Source organism: Candidatus Leptofilum sp. (genome assembly GCF_965223285.1).
GTDB lineage: Bacteria > Chloroflexota > Anaerolineae > Promineifilales > Promineifilaceae > Leptofilum.
In genome coordinates, this window is the sequence record NZ_OZ244997.1 from 1680837 (window position 1) to 1695220 (window position 14384).

General features: G+C 51.2%; 11 protein-coding genes. 2 read left to right on the plus strand and 9 right to left on the minus strand.

The window, feature by feature from the left end; all coding sequences use genetic code 11:
- Positions 1 to 147: 147 nt before the first annotated feature.
- The 8 genes from ACOQPU_RS07795 to ACOQPU_RS07830 form a co-directional block, all read right to left on the minus strand.
- On the minus strand, positions 148 to 573 hold the full coding sequence (locus ACOQPU_RS07795; RefSeq protein ID WP_420644560.1) for a GNAT family N-acetyltransferase: 426 nt from the start codon (positions 571 to 573) through the stop codon (positions 148 to 150).
- 71 nt (positions 574 to 644) lie between these two features.
- Positions 645 to 2468, minus strand: a complete 1824-nt coding sequence (locus ACOQPU_RS07800) for a serine hydrolase domain-containing protein (protein ID WP_420644561.1) — start codon at positions 2466 to 2468, stop codon at positions 645 to 647.
- Positions 2469 to 2474: 6 nt separating this feature from the next.
- Positions 2475 to 2729 carry a hypothetical protein gene (locus tag ACOQPU_RS07805; RefSeq protein WP_420644562.1) on the minus strand — a complete coding sequence of 85 codons (255 nt, stop codon included), beginning with the start codon at positions 2727 to 2729 and terminating at the stop codon, positions 2475 to 2477.
- A gap of 145 nt (positions 2730 to 2874) precedes the next feature.
- Complete coding sequence (locus ACOQPU_RS07810) at positions 2875 to 5634, minus strand: LuxR C-terminal-related transcriptional regulator (RefSeq protein ID WP_420644563.1); 2760 nt, start codon at positions 5632 to 5634, stop codon at positions 2875 to 2877.
- Between the two features lie 54 nt (positions 5635 to 5688).
- Complete coding sequence (locus ACOQPU_RS07815) at positions 5689 to 6618, minus strand: GNAT family N-acetyltransferase (protein WP_420644564.1); 930 nt, start codon at positions 6616 to 6618, stop codon at positions 5689 to 5691.
- 11 nt (positions 6619 to 6629) lie between these two features.
- Positions 6630 to 7646 carry a S41 family peptidase gene (locus tag ACOQPU_RS07820; RefSeq protein ID WP_420644565.1) on the minus strand — a complete coding sequence of 339 codons (1017 nt, stop codon included), beginning with the start codon at positions 7644 to 7646 and terminating at the stop codon, positions 6630 to 6632.
- A 138-nt stretch (positions 7647 to 7784) separates the two neighbouring features.
- On the minus strand, positions 7785 to 10403 hold the full coding sequence (locus ACOQPU_RS07825; RefSeq protein WP_420644566.1) for an ABC transporter permease: 2619 nt from the start codon (positions 10401 to 10403) through the stop codon (positions 7785 to 7787).
- Between the two features lie 72 nt (positions 10404 to 10475).
- The gene (locus tag ACOQPU_RS07830) at positions 10476 to 11225 is read right to left on the minus strand and encodes an ABC transporter ATP-binding protein (protein ID WP_420644567.1); all 750 of its coding nucleotides are present in this window, start codon (positions 11223 to 11225) and stop codon (positions 10476 to 10478) included.
- 432 nt (positions 11226 to 11657) lie between these two features.
- Here ACOQPU_RS07830 and ACOQPU_RS07835 point away from each other — a divergent pair, with 432 nt between their 5' ends.
- Both ACOQPU_RS07835 and infA read left to right on the plus strand, forming a co-directional pair.
- Positions 11658 to 13073, plus strand: coding sequence for a 30S ribosomal protein S1 (locus ACOQPU_RS07835; RefSeq protein ID WP_420644568.1), 1416 nt, complete (start codon positions 11658 to 11660; stop codon positions 13071 to 13073).
- A 62-nt stretch (positions 13074 to 13135) separates the two neighbouring features.
- Complete coding sequence (infA, locus tag ACOQPU_RS07840) at positions 13136 to 13369, plus strand: translation initiation factor IF-1 (RefSeq protein WP_420631620.1); 234 nt, start codon at positions 13136 to 13138, stop codon at positions 13367 to 13369.
- Between the two features lie 77 nt (positions 13370 to 13446).
- Here infA and prmA read toward each other — a convergent pair whose 3' ends face one another.
- Positions 13447 to 14382, minus strand: a complete 936-nt coding sequence (gene prmA / locus ACOQPU_RS07845) for a 50S ribosomal protein L11 methyltransferase (protein WP_420644569.1) — start codon at positions 14380 to 14382, stop codon at positions 13447 to 13449.
- Between the last annotated feature and the right edge of the window lie 2 nt (positions 14383 to 14384).

Sequence of the window (14384 nt, forward strand, 5' to 3'; positions counted from 1 at the left end):
AAAGCCACAGGCTTGTACTGAGCGAAGTCGAAGTAGGAAAAAGAGTATTCTGAGAAATGAACCTCTGCCTCTAAGCTCTCTGTGAACTCTGTGGCCAATGTTCGGAAAGGTACTAAATGGCTTGCCTATGCGAAAACATCGCCGACATTACAGCGGCTTACTCATAAAATAACGCTGATGCCCAACCGGAAAATCTTGCAGTTCAGCCAGAACCTGGTAGCCGTGTTGTTTGTAGAAATCGGGCACTTGGAAGCTGAACGTATCCAGATAAACTTGCTTTGCACCTCGTTTCCGCGCTTCGTCCTCAACTTGCGTTAAAAGCCGATGCCCATATCCTTGACCACGCAGGCCTTCCTCGATCCACATCAGATCAATGTACGCCCAATCCCAGTACAATTCAGCAATCACACCGCCAACAATCTTCTCGTCCGGCGACTGTACAACATAGCAAAGGCGTTGAAATTTTTGGTCACCGGCTTGTTTTTCGTTGTACGCATGCAGGCCGCGCCCGATAATGCCCCAGGCGGATTCTTCCGGTTTTTCTACATACGTAATGGTATATTCTGTAATCATTTTTCTATTCCTCCTCATTTAGAATTAGCTTACTGCTTATCAGATCAGGTGTCAGTCCCCAAACGGGGTATTTACGATTCGGCTGGCTTATAAACAACCCACTGATGGTAAAGTGCGCCTGAATCTGGATCATATTCCATCAACTCTCCGGCAAACGAGCCGCTCAAAATAACAATCTCTGTCTCGCTGATCGGAATAATCGGGCCAATGACGCCTGGCATTCGCAAAATACCATCTTCAATACGAATCGCATCATGCCCAAACACCTCACTCCCTACGCCGCCCGACGGCAAACGGCGGAATAATTCATACTCGCCCGCAAGTGCCTGCCACAACGCTGGAATGTTGGTAATTTCAGGGTATTTGGGACAAATTTCGTAGGCAACACCAGAAAAGTTGAGGATCATGATATCATCACTCGATTCATCTCCTGGCTGAAATTCAACCTCCATTTCACGCAACGGCCCCAGCTCAACAGGAAGCAAGAAATATTCTTCCAATGGCAGGCGCAATAGCCAATGCTCGACTTGGAATTTGGTTTGGCTCACGGGAATCAAATTGAGTTTGATGCCCTGAAAATCCAGTTGTAGCCGGTCACCGTTTAAGGAAACAGGCAATGCCTGTCCCCAAGCGACGTATTTGCCTTCATATGCGGCCAGCAAGGGTAGGTCAATGTCGATTGGCTCTGGAGCGACATATTCTGAGGGGATGAGACCATATTTGGCCTCCATCATTTGTGCTAATAGATCGAGGGCTAAGAAAACCGAAACGCTTCCTTCAAAACTGTTTTCATTGGCAAGCAGGACAACGCCCAATTTCCGCTCCGGGAGCAAGGCAATCAGCGACCCTACCCCCTCGGATGCGCCGCCATCATGCCAAATGAGCCGTTCGGCACCAAATACCTGCGCCGTTTTCCAGCCCAGCCCCATCGGCTGCGGGTCTTGCGGGCGCGAATATTGGTCTTCGCCCATCTGGTGGAGCGTTTCTGGCTTGATGATTTGTGTGCCATTGGCCGTCCCATCGCCCAAAATAAATTGGGCAAATGTGGTCATATCGGCCAGCGTGGCATACATATTACCCGATGCCAGCATAACATGGTCGCCTTGTTCGATTGGGTAGTAGTCCCCTTCGACATATTCGTAGCCTACGGCAATCTCATTGTTCTGGGCGGGCAAATCGGCAGTGAGAAAGGCACTATTTTGCATGCCAACAGGCATTAACAACTCATCTTCCATGTAATAAGGAAATGGCTTGCCGCGCACGTTTTGTATAATTGCCCCCAAAACGTTGGAACCGATGTTGCTATATTTATAATGGACGCCCACGGGGAATGTCATCTGACAATTCGCCAGCGATGCGGCAAGCTCCTCCATGACGTCGCCGCCATACCAGGTTACGGCCGTACATCCATTACGCGGCAGTCCAGCGTGGTGCGCCAAAATGGCCCGGACGGTAATAGGATGGTTGTCGGGAAAGCGACTATGGATGGAGAATTCCGGCAGGTAGTCGGTGATGGGCGCGTCCAGGTCAACCAACCCCTCTTCCACCAGCCGCATCATTTCGATAGCGGTGAACACTTTAGCAATGGAGTACATTTTGTAGAGAGTGTCGGGGGTAGCGGGAATCTCTCCTGCGATGTTGGCCAGCCCAAATGCTTCCTGCCAAATGATGGTTTGGTCGTCGATGAGGGAAACGGCCGTGCTGGGCAAATGATATTGCTTCATCAACCGTTCGATTCGATATTCGGCATATGCTATTGTGTAACTGTAGTCATCCAATGGGATGGAGTCAGGTTTGCGGGGCGGGGCTGATTGCCAGCGCCAAACTCCGCCACTTACCAACAAAATCAGTACCGCAATCCCCAAAAACCGTAGAAATTTTTTTCGCTTGCGCATCACATTTTACTCCACTGTGGTTTCTGCGCTTACAAGATTGACAGAGATCAAGGGCAGTCCCAAATCACGTATTTTTGTGAGCAAACTGTGGAGGGCGGTCTGGTCCACCACTGTGCCGGAGAGGATGGTTATGTTAGAAACGGCCGTTATCTCCATCCCCTCAAACCATACCCCCCAACGCGCATCCAATTCTCCCTTCACCTTAATTTGGTAACTGGCCGGACTAGTCAAGTTAAGATCAAAATTAGCGTTGGCTGACATATGCTGCTCCACAATTTTCTTACATTGTGCCTGCCAAACCAGGATGGTGTCAGTCCCCAAAGGGGGTATTTGAGGGAGAATACGGAGGGAGTAATCAGAAAACCGGAACCTGTATCTCTTTGGGTTTCAGCTTACTGAAAGCGGATTATAAATTATTGAGAATGCCCAACTCGCGGGCACGAGCAATGGCTTCAGTTCGACTGTGGACGTTGAGCTTTTGGTAGATGTTTTTCAGGTGCTTTTTAACAGTGCTAACGGCAATTACCAATGTTTTTGCAATCCCTTTATTTGGCAGTCCGGCAGCCAATAAATGCAGCACCTCCAACTCGCGTTGGCTCAACGGCTCTACAAGTGCCTCATGTGCCGCTGCCTTAAACTGAGTGACTGGATCGCCCGTCACGTTTGCCCCAAGTTCGGCCAAAAGGCGGCTAGCGAAACCCACCGCAATGCTGCGAGCAACCGCCTGCCGTAATAAGTTACCCATCGGAGTGCCTTTGCCAATGAAAACGCGAACATATCCTTCTGGCTCGGCTAGGAGAAGGGCATGCTCTAAGAGTGCCAAAGCCTGGTCACTCCTGCCTTGCATTTGTAATAACAATGCTTGGAGGATGAGAACAGCAAGAACAGCTCCCATTGCCCCAGCTGCCTCTACAATTGGTAACAACCGCTCCAGCAAATTCCAGGCATCGCCTAACCGTCCTTGAACCATGAGAATTTCGGCCAGTGCCAGGTAGCTGTTACGGTATCCGATGCTCGGTTCAGCATAGGTATCCAACCCGCTTTCTTCTACCCAGCGGGTTGCCGCCGTCATGTCACCCTTAGCTAATCGAATCCGCGCTTCCCTTTCCCCAAAAGTGACACTGTACCAACGACCCAGGCTGTTCGCCACGTGCCTGACTTTTTGGAGCGCGTTTAAGGCCTCATCCATCCGCCCAACGGCATAGAGCACATCAGCCAAATAAAAGTACCCTTGCACCAAGGCATCTGCTTGCCCCCATCGCTGGCATCGCTCAATCCCTTCTTGGGCATAGTGCAGAGCTGTTTCCAACTCATTCCACTCACGCAGCACGTAGCTCATCAAGGTATAGATGTATCCTGTGACCTGTAATTGCTGTCCACTCTCCTTGGTGTGCCAGTCGGCAATTTGCAACGCTTCTTCACAGGTAGCCATTGCTTTACGCAACTGCCCTTGCGCCAACTGCAATACAGCTTGTTCCCAAAGCACGTCAACCTTAAAATGTATGTTGCCTGCCATGCGGCTAATAGCAACGGCCTCGGCAAATATTTTTTCCGCCTCCGAAAAATCGCCTTGATGGCGCAGCGCACAGCCTAGTATCAACGCAGCACAACCACGCATAGCCAAATCAGTTTTAGGCAAGTCTTCAAGAGCCTGACGGGCTAGCTTGGAAGCACAAGACATACTCCCCGTGAATGCCGTGACGTAAGCGCGAACGGCTTTGATTTGACCTTCTGTGTGTCGCAAAAAAGAAGGTTCCCAAGCAGTATGGTCAGATTCACTGGGGCTAGCCAATACGTGTTCCACATTTTGTAGTACAGGCTCAATGTCATCAAATTGGCCAGCAAATGCCAATACCCAAGCATAAGCGACACAAAGACGGGGGCGGGAGCGCATGATCTCATTGGGCAAGGCTTCGAGCCAACGGGTCATGATCGCCAGGTCACCATGATACATAATGCTCAGGATGTTTCCGGCAACTAAATATTCAATCCTATCAACATCACCAGCTTCCAGGGCGTATCCTACCGCTTCAACAATCTGCTCCTGGCTTTCATACCACTCGCTTGCACGCCGGTGCAAAATGGGAATTTGCGCAGATTGGGTTTGCGTCAGTCGGCTACGCAGCAAGTCGGCAAAAAGATGATGGTACCGATACCAACGACGTTCGTCGTCTAGCGGGATAAGGAACAGGTTGGCTTGCTCTAACTGGGCCAATATCGTCCGCCCATTGTTTTCTCCCGTGACGGCATTGCACAATGACGCGTTTAATCGCTCTAAAATGGATGTTCTTAATAAGAAGGTGCGAATCTGCTCTGGCTGCTGGCGCAGGACTTCTTCGGTCAGGTAGTCTAAGATGTAATGATGGCTGCCGGTGAAAGAGCGGATGAATTCAGGTACTGTTTCCGGGGCGCGTTTTTGCATGGATAGGGCGGCCATTTGCAGACCGGCGATCCAGCCCTCGGTGCGGTTTGTAAGAGAGCTAACTTCTATTTCTGAGAGTGGCAATCCTGTGGCATTGTGCAGGAAAACGGCCGTTTCTGCCACCGAAAAAGCCAAATCAGCCGACCGCAGTTCAACCAACTCGCCACGAACACGCCAACGGGGCAGGGGCAGAGGCGGATCAGTGCGACTGGCGATGATAAGCGTCATGCCGGTGGGGGGCGGTGGCAAATGCTCAATAAGAAAAGCGATGGCATCGTGGACTTCTGGATTATCAATCAGATGATAATCATCCAGAACCAGGGCAAAAACGGCCGTTTCGGCGGCAATCTCATTAACCAGGCTAACCAAAACAGACTCGACAGACGTTGCTTGCAGTGGCACTGTCTCCACCATTCGCAGAGCATCAATTCCCAAGACTGGCTTGATGGTTTGCAGCGCAGCAACGAAGTATGCCAAGAAACGTCCGAGATCATTATCCCTCTGATCAAGCGAGAGCCAGGCTAATTTCGGTTCGTGAGATGCCGAACGAGAAGCCTGTGACGCCACCAGAACTCCACCCCATTCCGCGATCAACGTGGTTTTACCAAAGCCGGCTGGCGCGGAGACAACAATCAGCTTCCGCGCCAGACCATCATTTAGCTGTTCGATAAGATGGAGTCGAGGAATGAGAGCAGGTTTGGGCGGCGGAATATACAGTTTCGTCCGCAAAATTCTTGTTTTCACAAGAACATTATAACCCAACCTCATATTCCAATTAAAGAGAGTGATAACGTATTTTTATCCCTTTTGTTGGGCAAAAAGTTCTTCGTAGCGGTCAACGGCCGTCTGATATTCGCCCCGTGTCAGGTGAGAATACGCCAATTGGGCCAGGTGATTCCCCTCATCGAGAGCAAATAAAAAAATTGTATAGTCGCTGTCATGTTCAAGCCCCAATTTTTCAGCCGTGCGCAATGAACCTATATTATCAGCGGCACAAGTCCAATGGATTGTACTCAACCCATGCGCGAGGCCATATTCAAGCGCAGCAGCAGCAACCACGGTTCCTAGACCGCACCGGCGATGTTCAATATCCGTCTCGAAACCCAGATCGCCGGAACCAGAACTGATAAAATCCACTGTAGCCCAAGAGACGACCTGATCATCGTGGATGATGATGAAGCCATAATCTTGTAGTTGTTCGTTTTGGATGGACTCCCATTTACCGAGCGTTTCTTTCAATTGGTTGGGAATTTGTAATCCCTTCTGTTGGAGTAAACTGGATTCCAGGGGGTAGGCAGCATATCCATCAGGGATATTTCCCCTCCAATCGTAAGTCAGCTCGCGACAAATATAATGCCGCCGAGCCATGGGCGCGGGCTGCCGTGGGGAGCCAACAACCACCAACTGCCCGCCCCAGTCCTCTGGGTGGCAGGTGAAGAGAAATGTTTCCACTTCCTGACCGGTAATTTTGTCTTCGAAGATAGCTTTATTGAGTGCGATATTGAATTCGCAGTTGCCTGGTTCCCCAGCGAGGAAACACCAGGCTGCTCCGCCGCCGCTTAAAAAAGTAATCAGGAGGGCTGACCGAGCAACATCGGGATTATCCACCCATATCATGCCCGGCCAGATGCCATCTAGAACGGCCGTACACATTGGCTGGAAAGTTTCCAATGAACGGAAAAGATGCCGGATTTTTTCAGAATCTTTGTTTTTGATTGAATAGATCATTATGATGCTCCTCACTCAGAATGAACGTCTATTTTTGCAAGAGCCGCCTGTGCTTCGTCCAATAACTTTGCAAGAGGGTGGGATAATGGTTTGCCAATGCTTTCTATGATAGATCCCAACGCTAAACGGTATGCCGCTGACAATGCCTTCTCTGGAGTGATAGCAATGTCTGGGATAACGCCACGCCCTTCCCAATTGTCATTGGTGATGGGGTTAATGGCTTTGCCTAACGGGATGAACGCTTCAAAATGGGGATGCAAGCAAAAAGGCGAACCGGGATGCGCCGCACCACCCGCTGCTTCACCAATCAACGTTGCTCGTTGCCGAGTTTGTAAATTGTAGGCGAATTCCTCTCCGGCAGAGAATGTGGTTGGGCTGGTTAATAGATAAACAGGCTTGTCACCATAACGTTGGCCGGGAACATAAGGCAATGTCCAATATTGCTGGGTAAAATCTTCATCGCGCCAGTAAAGGCTGTTGAGGTGGGTGGGTTCGCCATCAAAGAAATAGCTGCTGATGAGGGCAACCATGCCTGGATTGCCACCCCGACATTGGCGCAGGTCGATGACAAGTGCGTTGGTATGGGTAAGAAAGTTCATAGCGGAAACGGCCGTTTCCCCACTTCCCAACGACGGCCGATAAAAGTAACGAATATCCACACACCCCACATTTCCCGCCAATCTTTCAACTTTATGAATGCCATAATTCTCTAATCGGGCTTGTTCACGAAGCGCAACAATCCTCTCTTCATTTCGCAACAATGACCCTTCATCATCGGGCAACGGGTCTGGATGCCATCTGACCCATAGATGTTCATCTTGATTGACGGATTGCAAGAGCTTGGTCAATGTGTATGCAAAGTGCTTGCCATTCGTAAGATGGGCATAATCGCCATTGTCCAACTGCTTTTGCAAGCGCACACAAATTTGTTCAGCGACATCGGGAAAAACATAGTTAGCCTTTAGTTTTTCCGAAAGTTTTTGAATGACTTCTCTATGAACGGCCGTATCTATTTGTTGAACCGGCATGTTACTTGCCTCCAATTTTTAGGCTGGGCTGGGTAATGCTGCTATTATCTTGCCATGTATGGGGGGAGAAGTCAGTCCCCAAAGGAGGTATTTGTATAATATCGAGCTACTTTTCGATGGTAACCTATAAACTCAAGATCATTCATTTTTAATCGCGGAAATGATGTTGACCCGACTGGCCCGCACCGCCGGATACCATGCCGCCAGCAACGCCACTAAATACGCCAGGAAAAAACTGTAAATCATCGGGACTATCGGCACCTGCGACTCAATCACAAAGCCCCCAATTGAGCGCAGGCCAATGATGAACACGTCAGACAGCACGGCACCAAAGCCTACGCCAAACACCGCCCCGATGAAGCCCATCGTCGTGGCCTCAGCCAAAATCATGCGTCTCACTTGGCGGCGGCTCATGCCCAAGCTGCGTAAGCCACCCAGTTCGCGGGTGCGCTCCAGCACATTCATCAGCATCGTGTTGATGACACCCAAAGCCGCCACTACCAGACCAATCAGCCCCAACACGTCGAACAGGCTGAACGCCTCGGCGCTGATGGCCCGAATCTTCTCCTCGAATGACGCTTTGCCCTCCACCGCCAAATTTTGCCCCCGCCCAATCTGGTTTTCGATGATGTCGGCCACCGCCTCAAGCTCTGTGCCATCGGCGAGCGCAACGGCAAAGCTGCTCACGTCGTTGACGCCAAAGTAACGCCGCATGTCCCCCTGCGACCCGGTAACGGACGGCGTTTCCCCCGCGCCAAAATCCATCACGATGGCCACAATTTCGAAGTCGCGCCGCCCGCGCCGCGTTTCTAGCGTCACTACATCCCCCACCGCCAGAGCAAACTTGTTGGCCACGTCCGCTCCGACGTACAGCGCATCGCCCTGGCGCAGCCGGGCCATCAGCTCCGGCAAATCTGGCCCCTCCTGAATGCGCAAATCGCGCACGGTCTCGTACGTTTCCGGATCGATGCCCACAAAGAGGGAAAATTCATCATCTCCAGCCTCGGTGAGCAGGCGGGAAGAGACGATGCGGGATGAGGTTACGGCCGTTACCTCCGGCAAAGCCAATAAGCGAGCTGCCAAATCTGGCTGCATCGGCAGGGGGGAGCGCACAAACAGATCGCCCCCCAACGCGCTATTCAACCATTGTTCAATGTCCTGCTCAAAGCTGTTGGTCAGGCCATTAATCCCCACTACCATGCTAATCCCCACCATCAGCGCCGCTACCGTCAGCGCAGTGCGCCCCCGCGCCCGGTTGATGTTGCTGCTGCCCAACCGCCCCTCATTGCCAAAGAGGAAAATGGTGAACGGCCGTATCACCCACTCCAAGCCATTGGCCAATACCGGAATACAGAGTGTCGCCCCCAGCAGCAGCACAAAAATCATGCTGCTGCCAATGTAAAACGCCACAGATTGGCGGAAGGGCACGTAATACAGCACCAAAATCGCGGCCACTACCGTCAGCGGGCCAAACTTAAGACCCAACGTGAGCCACCTGCGTTCATCTACATTGCCCTGCACCCGCAATGCCTGCAAGGGCGAAATCCGTGCCGCCTGTAACGCCGGGATGGTCGCCGCTGCCAGCGTTACCAACACGCCCACAAAAATAGAAATCAGCATACTTTGGGGCGTGGCCGCCACCTCGTTCACCGTTTGCCCGGCAAAATTGCCCATTGTGATGACCAGTCCACGCGCCAGCAGCAGGCCAAAACCAACCCCCAACACCGAGCCAGCCACGCCCAGCAGCAATGCCTCGGTCAGCACAATTTTGATGATTTGCCGCTGCGTGGTGCCTACGGCCCGCAACATCCCAATCTCGCGCGTGCGCTCCACCACCGTCATGGCAAAAGCGTTGTAGATGAGGAAGGAACCGACAAACAGGCTCACCACGCTAAAAAAGTTGAGACCCTGCTGGTAGCTGGCCAGGCTGTCCGTCACCAGCTCGCCGCGTGAGGCAGGCCGCTTCACCTCAAATTCCGGCCCCAGCCGCGCCGCCAACGCCTCCCGGAACGTATCCAGTTCGGCCGTGCTGCTGCTAATTTCGTCGTCAACAACCAGTTCAATTTGGTCAATGTCGCCCGCTGCCCCAAACAGTTCTTGCACCACGGGAACGGCCGTAATCCCCAACACCCCCTCGTTGCTAATGCCAATCTCCTCTTTGGCAATCAGCCCCACCACGCGCAGTTCCACCACACCGCTGGTGGGCGTGAGGATGGCAAAATCATCCCCGACTTCGATCCCTTTTTCCTCGGCGTACTCTTCTACCAGCATCATGTTATAAGCAGTTTCGTTGGGGTTGAGCAGACGGCCGTCTACCAAACTGTAGCTATGAATCCCCTCATCGGCTCCCAAATCCCGCCCCATCAGCCAGAAGTTAGTTCCCGGCACAATGTTGCCGCCTGCGCCGTACTGCTCCTCCCAGCCGTCCGCCTCATCAGCAGGAATCGTCACACCCACAATCCCCGGCGCGGCCGTCACTACACCTGGATACCGCCTCACCGTTGCCAAAACTGATTCGTCGAACCTCTCACCAGCAGCGGCCGTTTGTACCACCAAATCACTTTGCCCGGCCGCCTCGTCAAAAAAGCGGTTGATGGAACTGATTGTGCTGTTGTTGGTCGCACTGACAGCCACCATTGCCGCCACACCAACCACAATGCCTGCGGCCGTTAGCACGGTGCGCACCCAGCGCGCCCGCAAATTGCGCAGCACCATTAGCCAAGGGAGGCTCAGTTGACGTCCGAATAGTTGAAACATAATCGTGTAGGGAGATCGGAAATTAGAGATTGGAGATTGGCGAACATAAATCTCCAGCCTCCAATCTCCCCTTTATAGCTCCAGCTCCCGCATCACCTGCATGATGTTGCGGATGTCATCATTTGCCCCCGATTTGGCCTGAATGGGGAGGTTTTGTTCGATACGGCCGTCTTTCAAAAACACCACCCTGTCTGCGTAGCTCGCTGCCCTTGGATCGTGGGTCACCATCACAATCGTCTGCTCAAGCACCTCTGCACTCTCTCGGAGCAACTCCAAAATCGCCGTTCCAGATTTAGAATCCAGGTTGCCCGTTGGCTCGTCAGCCAAAACAATCTCGGGATCATTTACAAAGGCACGGGCAATCGCAACCCGTTGCTGCTGCCCTCCACTCATCTGGTCTGGCTTGTGATCAAGCCGGTCGGCTAAACCAACCATCTCCAGCAAGCTGTCAATCTTCTGCCGGTATTTCTCAATGCGCTGCCCGTCAATTAACAGCGGCAAGCCCACATTTTCTGCGGCCGTCAACGTCGGCACCAGATTGTAAAATTGAAAAATGAAACCCACCTTACGCCGCCGCACGACCGTCACTTCATCATCCGAAAGATGCGTGATTGTGTGGCCTGCCAAAGCAATTTCCCCAGATGTTGGCTCATCCAGACCCCCTAGCAAATGCAGCAGGGTACTCTTACCAGACCCAGATGGCCCCATCACCGCCACAAATTCGCCCTTGCGCACCATAAAAGAAACCTTCTGCAAAGCATCAACCGTTACTTCGCCCATGCTGTACTGTTTGGTCACTTCGATTGCCTCTAAAACAGTCATAAAAACCTCATTTTACCTTCGTGATTTTTCTCACAACTTTATCTTACCAACATTCAACCGATTGCCAACGCAGCTAAAAATTTTACCTGTCACCTAGTCGTCACCTAATTGACAACCCTATCCCTAACCGTTATAATCCCGTCTCTGGGTATATTGGCTGATTTTCCGAATTAAGTCGCTTTACAATTGCACATTCTGTAGAGTGCGTATCGAGTCAGAAAAGGACACAAGTGTGGTGACTCACCTGTACGTATTTCGTCAAAGGCTTTGCCTGTTTCTTGGCAGACCAATCCATGAATAACGCGTCGTAAACGACAATTTGATAGAGAATTTTTTATCGGCCTATGCCTCGCAAAGAAATTGCGCCTAGGTCGATTTTTCATTTATAATGACCTACAATAAACCCTTTATTTTTGAAGAGATGAAACTCGTATGAGCAATGAAGATTCAAATTTTATGGAAGAATTTCTAGACCAACATGATTACGAACAACCCCAGGTTGGTGACATACGCAAGGGCATTATTGTGGCTGTTACGCCGCAGGGTGTCATTGTAGACCTTGGTTTGAAGCGTGACGGCTTGGTCCCATCTTCCGATTTGAGCAAGCTGGAACCTGAAGAACGTGAAGCCTTACAAATCAATGATGAAATTTCCATCTATGTCACCAACACAGATGCCCCAGATAGCCTGTTGGTATCTATTCACCTGGCACAGCTCAATCAAGATTGGATTGATGCCGAAGCGTTGATGGAAAGCGGCGATATTATGGAAGGGGAAGTAATTGGCTACAACAAAGGTGGCGCCATTATTCCATTCGGCCGTTTACGTGGCTTTGTCCCCGCATCACATCTCAGCGAGTTATCACGTGGCCTAAACGACCGACAGCGGCAGCAAAAATTGGCCAAGCTGCGCGGCGAAAAAATCCCGGTAAAGGTTATCGAGGTCGATCGGCGGCGGCGACGGCTGGTCTTCTCTCAGCGTGATGCCCAAAAAGAGTGGGAAGATCAACGTAAGAAAGAGCTGCTTCAAGACCTCAATGAAGGGGATGTGCTTACAGGTCGTGTCAGCGGATTGCGTGATTTCGGTATCTTTGTTGATTTAGGCGGTGCCGACGGCCTGGTTCATATTTCTGAACTGGCCTGGTATCGAATTGCTCACCCACGTGAAGTTGTGAAGGTTGGCGATGAGATTGAAGTGTACGTGCTCAATATCAATGCCGATTCACAGCGCATCAGCCTAAGCCGTAAACGGTTGCTAGAAAATCCGTGGAGCACAGTAAACAAGCGTTACCATGAGAATCAATTGGTAGAGGGTACTATTACCCGCATTGTAGATTATGGTGCATTTGCCGAAATTGAGCCTGGCGTAGAAGGGCTGTTGCACGTTTCACAGCTTTCACGCAGCCAGGTGGACAATGCGAGTGAGGTTGTCAATGAAGGCGAAACGCACCTGCTGCGTATTGTGAGCATCGACTCTAATCGCCAGCGCATTGGTTTGAGCTTGCGGCAGGTAAGTGCCAGCGAGCAAATTGAATGGATGGCCACGCGCGAAGTGGAGGAAGAAGCTGACGAGCCTGAAGAGGAAACGTCCGTTTCTACCGAACCTGAGATGGAAGCAGAAGCTGAGACAGAAGTTGAAGCGGATGTTGAATCTGATGAGCCAGTAGCAGAGGAATCTGCGGAACCGGTTGCAGAAGAAAGTAACGAAGAAAACAGCGAAGATGAAGCCGAAACGGCCGAACCCGAACCTGAACCAGAAGGTAACGAAGTTGAAGAGAGCAGCGAGGAAGAAGCCGAAACGGCCAAACCCGAACCTGAAGACTCTGAAACAGATGAAGATGAAAGTTAGCCACAGTGGCTAACGCGACAATCTGGTAAATCTAGCAATGATTTGCCAAGAGAAGGAATTTTATGGCTAAAGACGACAAACTGGAAGTAGAAGGTACAGTTACCGAGCTACTCCCCAACACCCAATTTACAGTTGAATTGGACAACGGGCATAAGGTGCTAGCGTATCTTTCTGGCAGAATGCGCAAATATTATATTCGCATTTTGCTAGGCGACCGCGTTCGCGTTGAAATGACCCCGTACGATCTGGATCGAGGGCGGATTACCTACCGGTATCATCGCAATCGAGCCCGTTAATACTTTCAGTTTATCCGAACAACAATAAATAGCGAACGCCCTGGCAATGCCGGGGCGTTTTTATTAGTTGCGTGTGTTTACGTCGGTTTTGGAGTAACACTGAGGCAAATCCAGTCTCGTACCTGAATCTTTTCAGTAACTTGGCCACCGGCTTGGGTAACGGCCGTTTCCACCGCCTCTAGCTGCTCCTCAATAACCCCACTCAAAATCAGCTTCCCGTCTAGTGCAACGTAATCCAACAAGCGATCCTTCTCAAGTAGGGTCACAATCACATGCGCTAAAATATTGACAACAACAACATCCCATTTTGTTAGCGGCACATCGGCCAAGACGCCTTGATGGATATGAATACCGTCAATATCATTTTGAGCGGCATTGCTGTGCGTCGTTTTTACTGCCAATGCATCGGTGTCGAACGCACGGACCCGCCCTGCCCCCAATTTGGCTGCGGCAATAGACAAAATTCCTGATCCTGTCCCTACATCCAGTACAGAATAGTCTGGCTGCACAACGTTTTCCAATGCTTGTAGGCACATTTGCGTTGTGGGGTGCAGCCCGGTACCGAACGCCATGCCCGGATCAAGCACCAGCACAACATCATCAGGTTGGGCAAAATCACCGGTGTCAGCTTGCGGTCTAGCTTCAATCCAGCTTGGTTGAATCCATATCCTGCTGCCTATACGAAATGGGTGATAATGGGCTTTCCAAGCATTGGCCCAATCTTCATCTTTTAGCTTGCGGAAAGTAGGTGGAGGTAGTGGGTACAAGCGACCCATGTGGTAAAGAATTTCCTCAATGCGCTGCCGTTGCTGCGGTGTATCTTCACTTTCTGGAAGATAGATTTTGACGGTAACGGCCGTTTCCAACGCATCATGAGCCGGGTTAGATTCATCGCCTAGCTGTTCTAAAACCACGCCGTCATTATGGGCAAACGGCCGTAGCACTTCCGCCACAGCTTCAGCTCCCTCCCCGTCGGTTATAACGCTGACCTCAAGCCAGTAAGTGGCACTCATCT